Here is a 16,758-nt window from a genome sequence, read left to right on the forward strand (position 1 = left end):
ATCCCCTCTGACGCGTGTGCACGCTCGGGCGTGCGCAGTGTGTTCGAGCTTTTCGTACCGTACGCTTGTCATAATATTCGTGTTAGGTTCAGAATAGTAGTGGACGGGCACGGCGCCGAAATACGATCCGCGGCCATCGGTCGCACGTAGTGCGAGAACCTGTCGCTTGATCGGATCAGGAGGTCCGTGCACGTGGAGTTCACCCGGTTCGTCCGCGCGATCCGCAAGAGCTGGTGGATCATCGCGCTGCTGATGATCGCTTTCGGCGGCGGTGCGCTCGCCTACAGCAACGGTCAGGCGCCGGTCTACGCCAGCCACCTCAAGTTCTACGTCGGTTCGCCATCGATCGACGACTCGAGTGCCAACTCGACGAACCAGTTCGCCGAGGATCGGGCCACCTCCTACGCCGGCCTGGTGTCAAGCGACAGGCTGGCCGAGCGCATCGCCGGCCAGCCCGGTCTGCCGTCTTCCGCCGGAGCGATCAGCGCAGCCATCTCGGCCAGCGCCCAGCTGAACACGGTCTTCATCGACGTCACCGTCCAGGACACGTCGCGAAGACGTGCCTTCGCGATCGCCAGCGCGGTCGGCAGGTCCTTCCCCGGTCTGGTCGACGAGCTCGACAACACCCAAACCGGGACCACCGGAGCCACCGTCAAGCTCACCGTCGTCTCGGGCCCGTCGTCCTCGGGCGTGCCGGTCGCGCCGCGCACCCACCTCAACGTGGCGCTCGGGATCGCGCTCGGACTGCTACTCGGGTTGGTGATCGCCGCTGCGCGTGAAGTGCTCGACAACTCGGTGCGCTCGCCGGAAGACCTGGCTGCCCTCACCGGGGGGCCGGTTCTGGGCGTCATCGGCCACGAGCGCTCCATCTCCGCCCACCCGCTCATCATCGGCGAGATGTCGGCCAGCCCGCGCGCCGAAGCGGTCCGTCGGATCCGGACGAACCTGCGCTTCATGGCCGCCGCATCACCGACCCGCGTCGTGGTGATCACCTCCTCGGTCGAGGGCGAGGGCAAGTCCACGATCTCGGTGAACCTCGCACTGTCGATCGCCGAGTCGGGACGGTCGGTGTTGCTGATCGAGGGCGACCTGCGTCGCCCCGGCGTGAGCCGGCTGATGAACATCGAGGGCAGCATCGGTCTCACGAACGTCCTGGTGGGCCAGACGGCCATCGACGACGTGCTGCAGCCGTGGGGTTCGACCGGGCTGACGGTGTTGCCGAGCGGCACCCTCCCGCCGAATCCCGCCGAGTTGCTGGGCAGCCCGCGCATGCGCGAGCTGCTGACCACGCTGAGCGCCCGCTTCGACGTCGTGCTCATCGACTCACCGCCCCTGCTTCCGGTCACCGACCCGGCGCTGCTCGCTGCCGGCGCCGACGGCGCCATCGTCGTCTTCCGGCACGGCCGGACGCGGCGGTCGCAATTGGTCAACGCCTTGGAGCAGCTCGAGTCGGTTGACGCACGCGTGATCGGGACGGTGCTGAACATGCGTCCGACCTCGCGCAGCGATCGCCGCGGGTACGGGCACTACTACGGCGCCGAGCCGTCGAAGCGCTGGTGGTCGCTGGGGTTGCTGGGATTGCTGCGTCGTCATCGCCCGAGCGCTCCCGCCGTGTCGATCGAAGCCTTCGAGCAGGCAGTCACGGCCGAACGCTTTGCAACTGCGGCTGTCGTCGATGCGCCGGTCGCCGCCGAAGAGGTCCACGCCCCCGCTGAGCAGTTCGATCCGCGGCTGCCCGACGAGCCGATGCTCGACCGCGCCCAGCACGAGGTGGCAGCGCTGCGCCGTTCCGGTCGAAGTCGAGGTCGACGACGGCTGCGCCTGCCGGACGCCGGCGAACCGGTCACGGTGACCGAGCCCGTGGTCGTCAACGGCGCCGTGCCGGAAGACGGGGATTTTAGGACCGACGGCGTCAGCACAGTCGAACCCGACGCCGACAAGTCCGTTGGTGAGGTGTTTGACGCCGTGCCCGCTGACGACAACGCGGCACCGGACGTCGATGCCGTGCTGGAGCCCGACGCCATTCCTGACGGCACTCGGGCGCCCATCAACACGCAGGTGGCCCGCGACAAGAGCCGGGTCGCGCGCGAGAACGGGTCGACCCACCGCACCCGAACCCGCCACAATCGCGCGTCCCGAGAGGTACGTGCCGCCCGGCACGACGACCTCGACTCAGACGACGGCGGCTATGCCGACCTGGACGGGCTGCTGGAAACCGGGAAGTCGGCTCACCGCGCGTGATTCGCCGCTACGCGCATGGGTACGAGTGGCGCACTCAGTGCGGTTACGGCGCCCCGGATCTGGCCAGCGCAGGCGGGCAGCTTGCGCCGTAGGTGACGCACCGGGTCGACGATATCGTCGGCCCCGGCCTGCGGCGGCTGGGTATGCGTGCGCGCCTGGTTCACCGCCTCGATGAGTGCGTGTCCGGACGCGACGGACTCGTTCGGCAGCTGCGCGGCCAGCCGAGCAAAGCTCAGCAGGGCGAAGGTGTGGTGCAGCGCGCGCGGCCACATCTGCACGACGACCTGGCGGTGTGCTTCCTCGGCGGTCAGCACGAGGTCGGCCTGCTCGACCAATTGCGCCGTCAGCCGGCGACTACGCCAGGAGCCTGCGTCGCCGCTCGGGACACCCACCAGGGCGGCCACTCTGCTGTCCAGCTCTTCACCCTCGCGGGCCTGAGTTCCAGCCGACCCGATCACCCAGTCCGCTCGGGCGGCCAGCTCGGCGCGCAGCAGGTGCTCGGCAACCGGCGAGCGGTACCGGTTCGCGGTGCAGACAAGCAGAACGGTGAACGGCGTCCGTGCGCCGGTAGCGTGCAACGGTGCCTCCCCCAGTGCCCCTCGACGATACCGTTCGCGGCGCCCGCATCACCTGCCGTTTGTTTAAGTCGTCGTTTACATAGCAAGGACACTGGGCATAGGATCTGTGTAAAATTGGTCAACTCCGGCGGGGGAGTGAGCGAGCAGTGCCGTGCCCCGTCGGTTCTTCGTTTCGCGAGCCGCTGTCACCCACGCCACCGGCCTTGCGGTCGTTGCGGTCGGGTGTCTCGTCATCGGTGTCGATGCGACGGCTGCCGGAGCTGTCACTCGAACGCCGACCAGCCCCGCACCGACCAGCACGACGTCGGCCTCACGCTCGGCTGGCTCGGTCGTCGTTGGCACTGCTCGCTACCCGGTTCCCAGCCGCGCCATCGTTGTGTCCCCCACGGGTGCGGATACCTCCGACGGGTCGTTGGCTCACCCGTTGCGCACCGTCAAGGCGGCTTTGAGTCGCGCCACGGCGGGCTCCACCATTGTTTTGCGGAAGGGCATCTACCACCAGAGCGTGAACGTCGCGCGTTCCGCGTCGGTCACTATCCAGGCCTACCCGGGTGAAGCGGTGTGGTTCGACGGCAGCTCGGCCGCGACGCAGTGGACCCGTGCCGGCGGCTCGTGGGCGACGCCGTTCCACGCGCACTTCGATCACTCGGCCAGTTTCACGTCGGGCTCAGATGCAGGTGGGTTCGTCAACCCCGCCTTCCCCATGGCCGCCCACCCCGAGCAGGTGTTCGTCGACGGGGTGTCGCAGCGCCAGGTCGCCGATGGCGCCACGCCGCTGCCGGGCCAGTTCTCGGTCGACCCCTCGGCGGGTCGGCTCCTGGTCGGCTCGAATCCTGCCGACCACGCCGTACGGGTCAGCGACCTGACACAGGCTTTCGTGGTTTCCGGTCGCGTCACGCTGCGCGGCTTCGGGGTGCGCAACTATGCAACATCACTGCCGCAGATCGGCACGGTGTACCTGGGCGGGCACGTCGGTGGGGACCGCCTGGAGAACCTGGTCATTACCCAGAACGCCACGCAGGGCCTGTCGGTGGGAGCGAGCAACACCACCGTCACGCACGTGACGGCCTCCGACAACGGGATGACGGGTATCCACTCGAACCACGCCCGGAACCTGGTCATCCAGAACAGCCTCATCACCGGCAACAACCGCGAGCACTTCAACGACGCGCCCGCCGCCGCCGGCATGAAGATCACGAACGGCGACGGGATCATAGTGCGCAACAACGTCGTTTCCGCGAACGTGTCGGTCAACGGCATCTGGACGGACGTCTCCACACGCAACTTCGACATCGTCGGCAACACGGTGCGCGCCAGCGGCGGCCGGTTCGGCATCATTACCGAACTGTCCGACTCCGGCATCGTCGCCGGCAATGTCGTCGCCGGGGCCCAGTACGGCTACACCGCGTTCGACACCGGCCACGTCAAGGTCTTCAACAACACCTTCTCCGACAACCGGGTCTGGGACGTGGGCCTCACCCAGGACGCACGGCGCAACTCCGATCCGGTCACTCGTTCGGCGGTCCCGTGGTTGGTGCGCAACATCCAGGTGACGAACAACGTCTTCGGCGTCAACCCGATGTTCCAGTTCTACGCACTGGACAAGGCGACCCATCGTCCCGCCTCGCAGATGAGGATCGTCGTCAACGGCAACTTCTTCCGAGCCGGCCGGGCCGTCATGGTGGGGTGGGGCGGCGGGGACAACGTCACCGTGACGCGCTTTCGCACGCCGCAGAGTCTCGACAGCGCCCTGCGGGTCTCTTGGCGAAATGTGCTCCAGCAGACGGCCCCTGCCGACGCGCGCACGACGTCCATGGCGGTCCCGCTGCCGGCTGACGTCGCGGCTGCGATCGGCCGGACGACCGGAACGCGGCAGTTCGGAGCATCCTGATTCCGCGCCTTGTTGGTATAGTGTGAAGTGGCCGGCGTCGAGCCGGTCGGGTCGCAGACGGGTCGAGAAGATCCGTTGTCATGGGGGGTCGACCTGAATGGCTAACTCGGTAGTCGGTTACGTACCGGGCGTCTTCGACATGTTTCATGTCGGGCACCTGAATATCCTGCGCAACGCTCGGCTGGCCTGCGATCACCTCATTGCCGGGGTAGTCAGCGACGAGCGCGCGACCCTGACCAAAGGCAAGCAGCCGATCGTCGCCCTGCCCGAACGACTCGAGATCGTGCGGGCCATCCGCTTCGTCGATGATGCAGTCGTCGAGGACGTCGACGAGAAGCTGACCATGTGGGAGCGTCTGCGCTTCGACGTCATCGTCAAGGGCGATGACTGGCGCGGCACTGCGAAGGGCGACAAGCTCGAGCGCGACTTCGCCTCGGTAGGGGTCACCGTCGTCTACCTGCCGTACACAGTGCACACGTCCAGCACGCTGCTTCGGCAGGTCCTGCACTCCCGCGTGACAGCTCAGTAGTACACCCAAAAATCTTAAACTCACACGGTATTAACAACGTGCGGGTGGGTACTACTCGGACAGCGATCGGACGCCAACGCGGAAGATCGCCCGTCGAGACGGTTCAGCCGATGAGCCGGTTTCGACACCACTTAATCAACCGGGCGGGGGGCCGACCGAAAGGCTTCCCCCATGCCATTCGCCACTCCAACCCAGCGTCGCCGGCCACTTCCGTTCCCCCCACAGCCCGCTGCCGAGCAGGCCGGGCGCCGAGGTGTCCGGCCGGCTCTTGCACTCGCCACCGGAGCCCTCGTCGCCACTGCCGCCAGTTCGCTGGTCGTGCTGGGGGCCGAGGCCGCCCACGCCGACACCTACGTCGCCGCCGGCGGCTACGTCGCGCAGGACACGTTCGGGCGGACCGTGTCCGCGGGCCTCGGCAGTGCCGGTATCGGCGGGCGCTACACGACATCGGGCAGCGCCGCCAAGCTGTTCGCGGTCGACGGCACCCACGCCGTCGTCGGGCCGGTGCCGACCGGCAACGCCGCCGCGGCGACGCTGCTCTCAGTGCGGGCCGTGGACGTGCTGAGCACCCTTGACTTCACCGTGCCGACCCCGGCGTCGACGGGCAGCGGCGAGTACGTCGACGTCGAGATGCGCCGCCAGGCCAATGGTGACACCTACCGGGCCCGGGTCCGCGTCGCGACCGATGGCCGGCTCATCATCGGGATCACCCGAGTCCGCAGCGGCGTCGAGACCCAGGTCGGCTCCCTCGTCGACACCGGCCTACGCGCAACCCCCGGGCAGGTCATCCGCCTGCAGGGCTCGGTGACCGGCTCCAGCCCGACGGTGGTGAATGCGCGGACCTGGATCGCGGGCACGACGACGCCCGGCTGGCAGACGACCTACACCGACAGCGGTTCGACGCGCATCGCCGACCCGGGCTCGGTCGGCGTGTGGACGTACACCTCGGGTGGCTCGGCCGCGACGACCGTGCAGCTCGACACCTACTCGGTGGTGACGCTCTCGGCCATCGGGACACCGCCGGCGGCTACGTCCAGCGCCCCGACCTCGAGCGCGCCGACCTCGAGCGCGCCGACTTCGAGCGCGCCGACTTCGAGCGCGCCGACCTCGAGCGCGCCGACCTCGAGCGCGCCGACCTCGAGCGCGCCGACCTCGAGCACGCCCACCACCAGCGCGCCGGCGCCGACTTCGAGCGCGCCGACTTCGAGCACGCCCACCACCAGCGCACCCGTTGCGCCAGTGGCCGTCGCGACGCGCGGCTCTGTGCCGGTCGGCTCGGCGGCGTACCCTGTGCCGGCGAACGCAATCTTCGTCTCGCCCACGGCGGGCGTGGATGCCAACGCCGGAACACTGGCCAGCCCGCTGCGCACCGTGCAGGCCGCGATTGCGCGGGCCGTCGCCGGCCAGACGATCGTGCTGCGCGGCGGCACCTACCACGAGTCGGTGACCGTGGCGCCGACCAAGAGCGTCACCATCCAGGCGTACCCGCACGAGGCCGTCTGGTTCGACGGCAGCGTCGCGGTGTCGAACTGGACCCGTTCGGGCTCGACCTGGGTGAGCAACGGCTGGACCGCTCAGTTCGACCACTCGGCGAGCTTCTCCAAGGGCTCCGACGCCGGCGGCTTCGTCAACTCGACCTACCCGATGGCCGCCTACCCGGATCAGCTGTTCGTGGACGGCGCACAGTTCGCGCAGGTCGCGTCGACGACCACTCCCGGGCCGGGCCAGTTCGCGGTCAACGACTCCACCGACCAGCTCATCCTGGGCTCGGACCCGACCGGTCACTCCGTTCGCGCCAGCGACCTCAGCCAGGCGTTCGTGGTGTCGGGACAGGTGACGGTGCGCGGCTTCGGTGTCCGCCGCTACGCCACCTCGTTGCCGCAGATCGGCACGGTCTACCTCGGCGGCAGCGTCGGCGGCGATGTCCTGCAGAACCTGGTGATCTCCGACAACGCGACGCAGGGCCTTTCGTTCAGCGCCTCCCGCACCCTCGTCGACCACGTCACCGCGTCAGCAAACGGCATGGTCGGCATCCACAGCAACAACTCCAGTGGTTCAGTGATCCAGAACAGCCTGATCTCGGGCAACAACACCCAGCACTTCAACTCGGCTCCCGCCGCTGCGGGAATCAAGGTGACGCGTGACGACGGTCTGGTCATCCGCAACAACGACGTTGTCGACAACCTGGGCGTCAACGGCATCTGGACCGACGTCAGCGTGTCCAACTTCGCAATCGTCGGCAACACGGTGGCCCGCAACAACGGGACCTACGGGATCATCACCGAACTGTCGGACACCGGCATCGTGGCCGGCAACGCGGTCTCGGACGCAACCCGCGGATACACGGCCTTCGACACCGGCAATGTCCGGGTGTTCAACAACGTGTTCTCGGGCAACAGCGTCTGGGATGTCGGGGTGTGGCAGGACGCTCGGCGCAACACCGGCAGCAACGCGACGACCATCCCGTGGATCAGCCGCAACATCAGCGTCTCGAACAACGTGTTCGCCTCATCGACCGGGATGTTCCAGTTCTACGCACTCGACAAGGCGACGAACACGCCGGCGAGCGGCATGAACCTGGTCGTCACCGGCAACGTCTTCGGGCTCTTCCCGAGCGGACCTCGCATGGTCGGCTGGGGCGGCTCGAACAACGTGCAGGTGACGTCCTACGCCTCGCCGGCGGCGCTCAATACCGGCGTGCAGGTGTCGTGGCGCAACATGCAGGTTCAGCTGCAGGCGCCGGCCATGGCGACACCGGCACTCACCGCAGCGGGCACCTTGATCGCCGTCCCGTTGCCGGCCGACATCGCGAGCCAGCTCGGCGTCGCGGCCGGTACTGCGCAGTTGGGTGCTTTCTGACCCGAGACCCGGGTGGCCTCTGATCAGCGTCAGAGGCCACCCATCTCGGCGAACCACCGCAGGCACCCGATGAGCAGAAAGCCGACATTGGCCACCAGCAGGATGCTGTAGACAATGCCGAAGGTGAGCTGGAGGGGCAGCAGGAGCATGGTCAGGCACAGCACCCCGTAGTCGTTGGGGAGCACGACGAGCGAGCGCAGCACCGGCGCTCGCTCGTCGGGCGTTAAGCTCGCGGTGGTCACGGCGGTGCCGCCCTGCTGGACCCGCGCGATCCGGCGCAACATGTCGGACAGGATCAGCGCGAAGAAGAACACGCATGACACGGCCGAGAAGGCCAGCGGGACGAGCAGGACGCTCGGGTGTCGCAGGTCGTAGAAGCGATACCACGACACTGCGACGGCAAGGTGGAAGGTCGAGATCTTCACCGCGTCCAGCACGTGGTCGAGCCATTCGCCGGCCGAAGAGCCCCCGCCCCGCAACCGGGCGACCTGCCCGTCGGCCGAGTCCAGGGCATACCCCAGTACGAGCAGGACGGTCACGACGACGGCCGTGACCAGTGCCGGATGCAGGCTCGCGAACAGCCCGATGGCCGTGAACGTGCACGCGGCGCTGAGCAGGCTGATCTGGTTCGGGGTGAGCTTGAGTGCGAACCCGAGTGCCGCGAGGTGACGCCCGAGCGGGCGGTTCACCCAGCGCGAGTACCCGCCCGCGCCCCTGTTGCTCTTGCCCGCCTTGGACAACCGGGCAACGATGCGCCGATGCTCGCCCAGACTGATCACCGGGAGGCGTCGCAGGCGGTGGAAATCCTGGTGGTCAGCGGCTTCACCAGCGGTTGGCGCAGCACCGTGAGCGAGGACTGCGGGACGGGTTCAGTCAACGTGACGGTCACCGTGCGGGACTGTTGCACCGGCAGTTCCAGGTCGATCGTGGTGGCCGGCAGGCCCTGCTCGACGCCGGAACTCGTTGCGACGGGGCGGCCGTCGACCTGCACCGAGGTCACCGTGGCTCCGGAGCTCGCGTAATAGGTCACAAGCAGCCGGTTGTCGCCGGGCTTCGCCGTCGCGGCCCGATCGTCGGCACGGAAGGTGACGTACGGCGGCAGGCCGGAGCTCGGCGCATCGTTGGTCAGGGTCATCGTGGCCACGGCGGTGCTGCCCGGCGTGCACTGCGCGCGTCGGTAGGTCATCGACCTGCGTAGGTAGAAGTCCAGCTTGCTGCCGGCCGCGTTCACGACGGTGAACCCGGTGAAGGCATCGGAATTGCGCAGGTCGGCTGCGTACCCGGCCTCGACCAGCCTTCGCTCGATGGCAGGGTCAGCGCTCCACAGGGCGAGCCGCCGTTCGCTGACGCCGCGGTGCAGCGCTGCCAGAAACCGCACGGGATGCGCGCCACCGCTCTTCACGAGCTTGGCTGCAACAGCGGCAGAGATCCTGTTGAGGTAAGCATTTCGGTCTGCGTCCTTCGCGTACTTCGAATACTGGTCCTTCTCGGTCAGACCCACCACCTCGTTGCCCGCCACGGTCGAGCCGTTCGGCAGCACCGCCGGCCCGGTGACGTCGAGCAGGTAACGCAGAGCGGTGGGATCGATGACGACGGCGCCGTCGATGGTCTGGCCGGTCTTCGCCCGCCACATGCCGGCCAAGATGCGTGCCGCGTCCGGAAAGTTCGGGCTGACGTCAGAGTTGACGAAGTAGTTCTCGGGGTCGTCCTGCCCGTAGCGGGCTGCGTACTCCGGTCCGAGGTCGATCCCGGAGCGGACTTTCCGAAAGTCTGAGTCGTTGCCGAAACGGGAGAACTTCACCTTGCCTCGATCGACGGTGAGGATGGCGTAGGCGCCCGGCAACCCGCCGAGGCCACGCGCTTCGGCCTCGTTCATGAAACCGACGAAGTACCGCTGGGGCGCCTTGTCGCCCAGCATCGGCAACACAGCGCCGGTGGCCCGCTCCGCCTGATCGAGCGCGGGGGTCAGTGATGTGAGCTGGTCGGACACCCGGTTGCGCGGGGTGGACACGAGCGGCAGCCAGGACCCGGGGGTGGCGCGCACCGCCCGTTGAGCGTCGTCGACCGCGCGGCCGGTGACGGCGAGCCGGGCCAGCGCTTGCCGCGCTGCGGCGAGATCGATGCCGCTGCTGGCCCGATGTCCGGACGTGAGGCGCCGCAGCGAGGTGACCAGCGGGGGCGCTGTCCGGGCGATCCGATTGGCCTGCCTCGCGATCACTCGCGAGGTGTGCAGCGGCGTACCGACCAACGGCAGATTGGCCCCTACCCACCAGGCAGGACCTGACGTGAGGTTGTGTGCGCTCGCCGATCGGTCTGCTATCCGCGACGACAGCTGTTGCACCTTCGCAAGGTCACCCGACGCCGCGGCCTTTTTCAGGTCACGCACGTCGTACTGCGCGGATTCGAGCCTCGAGCGGGCCACCAGGCCGGTGACGATGATCCAGATCAAGGCCAGGCCTACGAGTCCGACGATCGCCGCGAACAGGCCGAAGTACACCCTTTCGGCTCGCGTGCGCGCAGCCGGCTCGCCGTCGGGTGCGCTCAGGCGCAGTCCGCGATCCCGACGGCCGGTGCCAGGAATTCGCGGCGCCGACCGTCGGGGCACGTCAGGTCAGCCGTGGCGACGACGACGACGGCCGAGGCCGAGGAAGATCGCGCCGCCACCGATCAACGCAACTGCGATCGTGGTGGCAGCAAGCGTCTGGAAGCCGGTCGAGGACAGGCCCTGGTCGCGGTGGGTGTTCGTGTTGGCAACCGAGGACGAGGACGAGCTCGGGTTGCGGTGCTCGACCGTCGGCAGGATGCCCAGCGAGTTGGGGGCGGTCGTCGTCGTGATCGTGGACGGGCCGCTCGGCGGCACTGACGTGGACGGGCTGCTCGGCGGCACTGACGTGGACGGGCTGCTCGGCGGCACCGATGTCGACGGGCTGCTCGGCGGCACCGACGTGGACGGCGTGCTCGGCGGGTACGGATCCGCCCCGGCCGGCGCGCCGTGCCAGCTCAGCAGCAGCATGGCCATGAGCGCAACGCCCAAGGCGAACACCGCTGCGGTACGGCGTGACGTCAGCCTTGCGGCCGAAGAGATGGAATTGGACGTGCTGGAATTGGACGTCATGAACTTGGACATAGCGAGTCAGGCCCCCCGTTGTGATGCGCTATTTGCCATGTGAGGTTACCGTAATCTCAGCATCGGCGCCATGTGAAGTTACCCCGCCGGTACTTAGTCGGCTCGACGGGTCAGGAAGACCACGCCGAGTCCGCCTGCCAGGAGCAGCAGCGCGGCGATGATGACGATGATCCGCAGCGGCAGCGCGAGTCCGGACGGGTTTCGCACGTCGGCATTCGGTGCCGGGCTGGTCGTAGACCCCGTCCCCGGTCCGCTGGTTGTCGCACTCGTCGGCGTCGTGCTCGCGGGCGCCGTGCTGTCAGGCGTCGTGCTGTCAGGCGTCGTGGTGTCAGGCGTCGTGGTGTCAGGCGTCGTGGTGTCGGGCGGTCGAGTGGCGCCCGACGATGCCGCGGAGCCGGGTTCTGAGGTGCTGGCGCCCCCCGGTGGGGAATCGGAGCCGCTCGGCCCCGCGCTGTTGCTGTTTCCCGTCGGGCCGGCGCCGGTCCCGGGTGCCCCGGAACTCGAGGTCGGTGCGGTCGGTGCTGGGCTGCTGGTAGTCCCACCGGAGGGCGGTACCACCGAGCAGCTGCGATGCACGGATCGGGCCGTCACAAAGGACGACGGGCCGGTGTCGAGGACGTGCACGGGCGCGGTGAAAATGCCCTCGGAATTTGCGGAATAGGAACCCAGGTTCTGCGCCTGTGGATACAGCGTGACCGCCACCAGCTGGTTGACCTCGTAGCCGCTGCCGACGAGCACGTCGTCGTGCGCGCCGTTCTGCAACCAGGAGAGGTCGCACGGAGGGGTGGGCGGGTACGGCGCAGCAGCAGCCGGGAGCCCGAAGGATCCCGCGGCCGTGCACAGGAGCACGGTAGCCAAGGCGAGCCCGGTCACCCGGGTCCTACCGCTCGACGACCGGCGCCACGCAGCGCCAAGCAACATCGCGAATTCCCCCGATTTCGCGTCCCCCCACACCGGCGCCAGGATCGGCGCGGTCAAAAAGACGTTAGCTGAATCGAAGTGTTAACGCGAGGTAAGTAAGGGCGATTCAGGGTGATTTCGCCCATTGTGTCGTCGAGAATGATGCGCCGCCGGTAACGACGCGACGGTGATCGGCGCTGTCGGTGTCTTGCGTACGCTTGTGTGGTCCGGTCTCGGCCCAGACCGTTGTGGGGCTTGTTGTGGGGCAATCGATCGCTGCGAGCCTGCGGTGCACCGGCCCGGACACACCCCGGGCGGCTGTCGTCCGGGGACGCTCGTGCTGCGCTGAAAGGCATTCGTTCACGTGTCGTTGTCCGCCCTGCTCGATGCCGCTGCCGACGATCCGGCCCTGCACGCCGCCGCGACGTCTCTCGACGAGTCGCACCTGACACTGAGCGGACCCTTGGGGCTGCAGCCGCTGGCGATCGCCAGCACGGCGCGAGCCGGGCGGTTCGTCCTGGCAGTTACGAGTACCGCTCGCGAGGCCGAGGACCTGCTCGCCGCACTCACCTGCCTACTGCCGCCTGACACGGTCGCGCTGTACCCGGGCTGGGAGACGCTGCCGCACGAGCGGCTCTCGCCGCGCGCCGACACCGTCGGCCAGCGGCTGGCAGTGCTTCGGCGCCTCGCGCACCCATCCGACAGTGACGATCCCGCGACCGGGCCGCTGTCGGTTGTCGTTGCTCCTGTGCGGTCCGTCCTGCAGCCACAGGTGCCGCAGCTGGGCGATCTCGAACCGGTCGAGCTGATGCCCGGCGATGCGGGCCTCGAGCTCACCGATCTCGTCGGGCGCCTCGTCGGCGCCGGTTACGCCCGCAGCGAGCTGGTCGAGAAGCGCGGCGAGTTCGCCGTGCGCGGCGGCATCCTCGACGTCTTCCCGCCCACCGAGGAACACCCGCTGCGCGTCGAGTTCTGGGGCGACGAGGTCGAGGAGATCCGCTACTTCAAGGTCGCCGACCAGCGCTCCCTCGAGATCGCGGCGCACGGGTTGTGGGCACCGCCGTGCCGTGAGCTGTTGCTGACCCCCGACGTCCGCGAGCGCGCCGCGGCGCTGCTGGTCGAGCACCCTGAGCTCGGCGAGCTGCTCGACCCGATCAGCCGGGGCGAGGCCGTCGAGGGCATGGAGGCGCTGGCGCCCGTCCTCGTCGACCACCTCAGCCTCGTCCTCGACGAGCTACCCGACGGCGCGCATGTCATCCTGTGCGACCCCGAGCGGGTGCGCACCCGCGCTGCCGATCTCGTTGCCACCTCCCACGAGTTCCTCGAAGCGTCCTGGGCCGCGGCCGCGGGCGGGGGCAAGGCGCCGGTCGATCTCGGTGCCGCCTCGCTGCAAGAGCTCGCGGACGTCGAGCAGGCGGCCCGAGCAGCCGGCCTGCCGTGGTGGGGTATCAGCGCCCTGACCGCGGACGCACAGCTCACCGACGAGCGCAGCACGGTCGCGAGCTCGCTGGTCCAGGCCCCGACGTACCGCGGTGACACCGACGCCGCCATCACCGACGTCCAAGCCTGGTCGAGGGCCGGCTGGCGGGTCGCGCTCGTCTTCGACGGGCACGGCTCGGCCACCCGCGCCGTCGAGCAGCTGTCGGCCGCCGAGGTCGGAGCCCGGCTCGTCGCCGAGACCGGTCTCGAGCCGGGGGTCGTCGACGTCACCACCGGTCGGTTGCTCGGCGGTCTCGTGTCCGAGCCGCTGCGACTGGCCCTGCTGTCCGAGGCCGACCTGACCGGTCAGCGTGGCTCGCTCACCAAAGACACCAGCCGCATGCCGTCGCGGCGGCGCAACGCCATCGATCCGATCCAGCTCAAGTCGGGTGACTTCGTGGTGCACGAGCAGCACGGCGTCGGCAAGTACGTCGAGATGGTGCGCCGCACCGTCAACGGCGGCGAGCGCGAGTACCTGATCATCGAGTACGCGGCGTCAAAGAAGGCCCAGCCCGGCGACCGGTTGTTCGTCCCTACCGACGCCCTCGATCAGGTCACCAAGTACGTCGGCGGCGAGTCACCCTCGCTGTCGCGCCTCGGCGGCGCCGACTGGGCCAAGACAAAAGGAAAGGCGAGAAAAGCTGTCCGCGAGATCGCCGCTGAGCTCATCCGCCTGTACAGCGCGCGAATGGCGACCAAGGGGCACGCCTTCGCCCCGGACACCCCGTGGCAGCGTGAGCTCGAGGACGCCTTCGCCTACGTCGAGACGCCCGACCAGCTCGGGGCCATCGACGAGGTCAAGGGCGACATGGAGAAGCCGCTGCCGATGGACCGCATCATCTGTGGCGACGTCGGCTACGGCAAGACCGAGGTTGCCGTGCGCGCGGCGTTCAAGGCTGTCCAGGACGGCAAGCAGGTGGCGGTGCTCGTGCCCACCACCCTGCTTGCGCATCAGCACCTGCAGACCTTCACCGAGCGCATGACGCAATTCCCGGTGAGCATCCGCGAGCTATCGCGCTTCACCCCGCCCGCCGACGTCGACGCGATCTCCACCGGCATCGTCGACGGCTCGATCGACATCGTCATCGGCACCCACCGGTTGCTGCAGCAGACCGTCCGGTTCAAGGACCTGGGCCTGGTCATCGTCGACGAGGAGCAGCGCTTCGGCGTCGAGCACAAGGAGTACCTGAAAGGGCTGCGCACAGCCGTCGACGTCCTGACCATGTCCGCCACCCCCATTCCGCGCACGCTGGAGATGTCGCTCACCGGCATCCGCGAGATGACGACGATTCTGACCCCGCCCGAGGAACGGCATCCGATCCTGACGTTCGTCGGCGCGTACGACCAGCGCCAGGTTTCCGCCGCGATCCGCCGCGAGCTACTGCGCGACGGCCAGGTCTTCTACATCCACAACCGGGTTGAGTCGATCAACCGAGCGGCGTCGAAGCTGCACGAGCTCGTGCCCGAGGCGCGCATCGCCGTGGCCCACGGGCAGATGGGGGAGGGCCAGCTCGAGCAGATCATGCTCGGGTTCTGGGAGAAGCAGTACGACGTGCTGGTCGCGACGACCATCGTCGAGTCGGGGCTCGACATTCCCAACGCCAACACGCTCATCGTCGACCGGGCCGACATGTTCGGCCTGTCGCAGCTGCATCAGCTGCGTGGGCGCGTCGGCCGGGCCCGCGAGCGCGGGTACGCCTACTTCACCTACCCGCCCGAGAAGCCGCTCACCGAGACGGCCTACGACCGGTTGGCCACCATCGCGCAGCACACCGAGATGGGCGCGGGCATGGCCGTGGCGATGAAGGACCTCGAGATCCGCGGGTCCGGCAACCTGCTGGGCGGTGAGCAGTCCGGACACATCGCCGGCGTCGGCTTCGACCTCTACGTCCGCCTCGTCGGCGAGGCGGTCGCCGACTTCCGCGGAGAGAGCCCCGAGGAGCAGAAAGAGGTGAAGGTCGACCTGCCCGTCGACGCGAACCTGCCCGTCGACTACCTGCCCGGCGAGCGGCTGCGCCTCGAGGCCTATCGGGCACTGGCGTCGGCCACCACCGACGAGGCGGTGGACGCGGTGCGCGCCGAGCTGCTCGACCGCTACGGACCCATCCCGCCGCAGGTCGAGAACCTGCTCGCGGTAGCCCGGTTCAAGGTCGCGTGCCGCAGCTTCGGCATCACCGAGGTCTCGCTGCAGGGTGGCGGCGCGCAGGGTGGCACCGTGCGCTTCTCGCCGCTCGAACTTGCCGAGTCGGCGCAGCTGCGCCTCACCCGCCTCTACGACCGGGCCGGCTACAAGCAGGCCGTCGGAACGGTCACCGTGCCGCGGCCCAGAGGCGTGGTCAAACCGGACGGGACGTTCGCGGCCGTCAAGTTCGGCGGCGAGCCGCTGCGCGACATCGCGCTGCTGCGCTGGTGCGCCGAGGTGCTCGAGGTGGTTACCGGCCGGTTGGCAGCTACAGGCTGAGCCTGCTCGTCACCGTCGCCCAACTGCATGACATTCTGGAGCCATCAGATCGACCGTCGGAGGGACGCAGTGAGACTTCGTGCGATCAGCGAACGCCGCGTGCGGACCGCCGCGGCCCTGCTCGGGGTCGTGCTGGCGGTCTCCGGGCTCAGCGCGTGCCGCACGAACGTCGGCACGGCGGCCACGATCGACGGTCACCGCCTCAGCGAGAACGACGTCAACGACTTTGTGACCGAGTCGGCCAAGCCGATCAAGAGCGGCGACGGCTCGCAGAGCATCGCGCCGAAGCCGTTCGTCGTCGACATCCTCATCGAGCGCCGGCTGTACCCGAAGATCCTCGTCGGCGCGGGCATCGGTGCACCCTCGGCAGGTCAGCTGACCACGCTACGCCGGCAGTACCTGGCCGGGGCATCGGCGACGACGGCCGTCGAGAAGCTCGGGGCGGTGGGCTACAGCTCGGCGATGAACACGACCATCGTCGACGTCCAGGTCATGGGCACCCTGCTCAACCAGGCGCAGCAGCAGGGCAAGAATCTGTCAACCGTGGTCAGCAAGCTGAAGTTCCCGGTCTCGGTCAACCCCCGCTACGGCACCTGGGACAGCAAGACGCTGCGCTTCTCGGCCGACGTCACGTCCGGGTTACCGGGATTCCTGAAGCTGCAGAGCTCGTCGACCACGCAGTCCTAGGCCAGT

At 68.5% G+C, this 16,758-nt stretch carries 12 protein-coding genes and 1 pseudogene; 8 read left to right on the plus strand and 5 right to left on the minus strand.

Going from position 1 to position 16,758, the window contains the following annotated elements:
* Positions 1-192 precede the first annotated feature (192 nt).
* The gene (locus tag ACFFC4_RS07630; RefSeq protein WP_375499416.1) at positions 193-2,241 is read left to right on the plus strand and encodes a polysaccharide biosynthesis tyrosine autokinase; all 2,049 of its coding nucleotides are present in this window, start codon (positions 193-195) and stop codon (positions 2,239-2,241) included.
* Here ACFFC4_RS07630 and ACFFC4_RS07635 read toward each other — a convergent pair.
* Positions 2,229-2,819 carry a low molecular weight phosphatase family protein gene (locus tag ACFFC4_RS07635; RefSeq protein ID WP_375499418.1) on the minus strand — a complete coding sequence of 197 codons (591 nt, stop codon included), beginning with the start codon at positions 2,817-2,819 and terminating at the stop codon, positions 2,229-2,231. The genes ACFFC4_RS07630 and ACFFC4_RS07635 overlap by 13 nt on opposite strands.
* 505 nt (positions 2,820-3,324) lie before the next feature.
* Here ACFFC4_RS07635 and ACFFC4_RS07640 point away from each other — a divergent pair.
* The 4 genes and pseudogenes from ACFFC4_RS07640 (at position 3,325) to ACFFC4_RS07655 (ending at position 8,098) form a co-directional block, all read left to right on the plus strand.
* On the plus strand, positions 3,325-4,710 hold the full coding sequence (locus ACFFC4_RS07640) for a right-handed parallel beta-helix repeat-containing protein (protein WP_375499420.1): 1,386 nt from the start codon (positions 3,325-3,327) through the stop codon (positions 4,708-4,710).
* Positions 4,711-4,807: 97 nt separating this feature from the next.
* Positions 4,808-5,239 (plus strand): adenylyltransferase/cytidyltransferase family protein, encoded by a 432-nt coding sequence (locus tag ACFFC4_RS07645; RefSeq protein ID WP_375499422.1) that lies wholly within the window; start codon positions 4,808-4,810, stop codon positions 5,237-5,239.
* Between the two features lie 932 nt (positions 5,240-6,171).
* Positions 6,172-6,342 (plus strand): annotated as a pseudogene (locus tag ACFFC4_RS07650) (pentapeptide repeat-containing protein); the annotation flags it as partial.
* A 541-nt stretch (positions 6,343-6,883) separates the two neighbouring features.
* Positions 6,884-8,098, plus strand: a complete 1,215-nt coding sequence (locus ACFFC4_RS07655) for a right-handed parallel beta-helix repeat-containing protein (protein ID WP_375499622.1) — start codon at positions 6,884-6,886, stop codon at positions 8,096-8,098.
* Positions 8,099-8,127: 29 nt separating this feature from the next.
* On the opposite strand, the gene ACFFC4_RS07660 is transcribed toward ACFFC4_RS07655, so the two are convergent.
* The 3 genes from ACFFC4_RS07660 to ACFFC4_RS07670 are packed head-to-tail and all read right to left on the minus strand — an operon-like array spanning position 8,128 to position 10,762.
* Entirely contained in the window at positions 8,128-8,877 is a 750-nt protein-coding gene (locus tag ACFFC4_RS07660) for a CDP-alcohol phosphatidyltransferase family protein (RefSeq protein WP_375499424.1), read from the minus strand.
* The gene (locus ACFFC4_RS07665) at positions 8,874-10,595 is read right to left on the minus strand and encodes a DUF4012 domain-containing protein (RefSeq protein WP_375499426.1); all 1,722 of its coding nucleotides are present in this window, start codon (positions 10,593-10,595) and stop codon (positions 8,874-8,876) included. Before ACFFC4_RS07665 ends, ACFFC4_RS07660 begins: the two co-directional genes overlap by 4 nt.
* Before the next feature lie 44 nt (positions 10,596-10,639).
* The gene (locus ACFFC4_RS07670) at positions 10,640-10,762 is read right to left on the minus strand and encodes a hypothetical protein (RefSeq protein ID WP_375499428.1); all 123 of its coding nucleotides are present in this window, start codon (positions 10,760-10,762) and stop codon (positions 10,640-10,642) included.
* An 80-nt stretch (positions 10,763-10,842) separates the two neighbouring features.
* Between ACFFC4_RS07670 and ACFFC4_RS07675 the strand changes: the two genes are divergently transcribed.
* Positions 10,843-11,268 carry a hypothetical protein gene (locus ACFFC4_RS07675; RefSeq protein WP_375499430.1) on the plus strand — a complete coding sequence of 142 codons (426 nt, stop codon included), beginning with the start codon at positions 10,843-10,845 and terminating at the stop codon, positions 11,266-11,268.
* 50 nt (positions 11,269-11,318) lie between these two features.
* On the opposite strand, the gene ACFFC4_RS07680 is transcribed toward ACFFC4_RS07675, so the two are convergent.
* Positions 11,319-12,098 carry a hypothetical protein gene (locus ACFFC4_RS07680; protein WP_375499432.1) on the minus strand — a complete coding sequence of 260 codons (780 nt, stop codon included), beginning with the start codon at positions 12,096-12,098 and terminating at the stop codon, positions 11,319-11,321.
* 391 nt (positions 12,099-12,489) lie between these two features.
* On the opposite strand from ACFFC4_RS07680, the gene mfd reads away from it, so the two are divergent.
* Complete coding sequence (gene mfd / locus ACFFC4_RS07685) at positions 12,490-16,065, plus strand: transcription-repair coupling factor (protein WP_375499434.1); 3,576 nt, start codon at positions 12,490-12,492, stop codon at positions 16,063-16,065.
* Between the two features lie 69 nt (positions 16,066-16,134).
* A complete protein-coding gene (locus tag ACFFC4_RS07690) occupies positions 16,135-16,752 on the plus strand; it encodes a hypothetical protein (RefSeq protein WP_375499436.1) in 618 nt (205 codons plus the stop codon).
* Positions 16,753-16,758 lie beyond the last annotated feature (6 nt).

Source organism: uncultured Jatrophihabitans sp., from assembly GCF_964244045.1.
Classification (GTDB): domain Bacteria; phylum Actinomycetota; class Actinomycetes; order Mycobacteriales; family Jatrophihabitantaceae; genus Jatrophihabitans.

Coding starts and splice junctions, on each gene's coding strand:
- ACFFC4_RS07645 (WP_375499422.1), top strand. CDS start 4,808: ATGGCTAACTCGGTAGTCGGTTACGTACCGGGCGTCTTCGACATGTTT.
- ACFFC4_RS07655 (WP_375499622.1), top strand. CDS start 6,884: ATGGCCGCCTACCCGGATCAGCTGTTCGTGGACGGCGCACAGTTCGCG.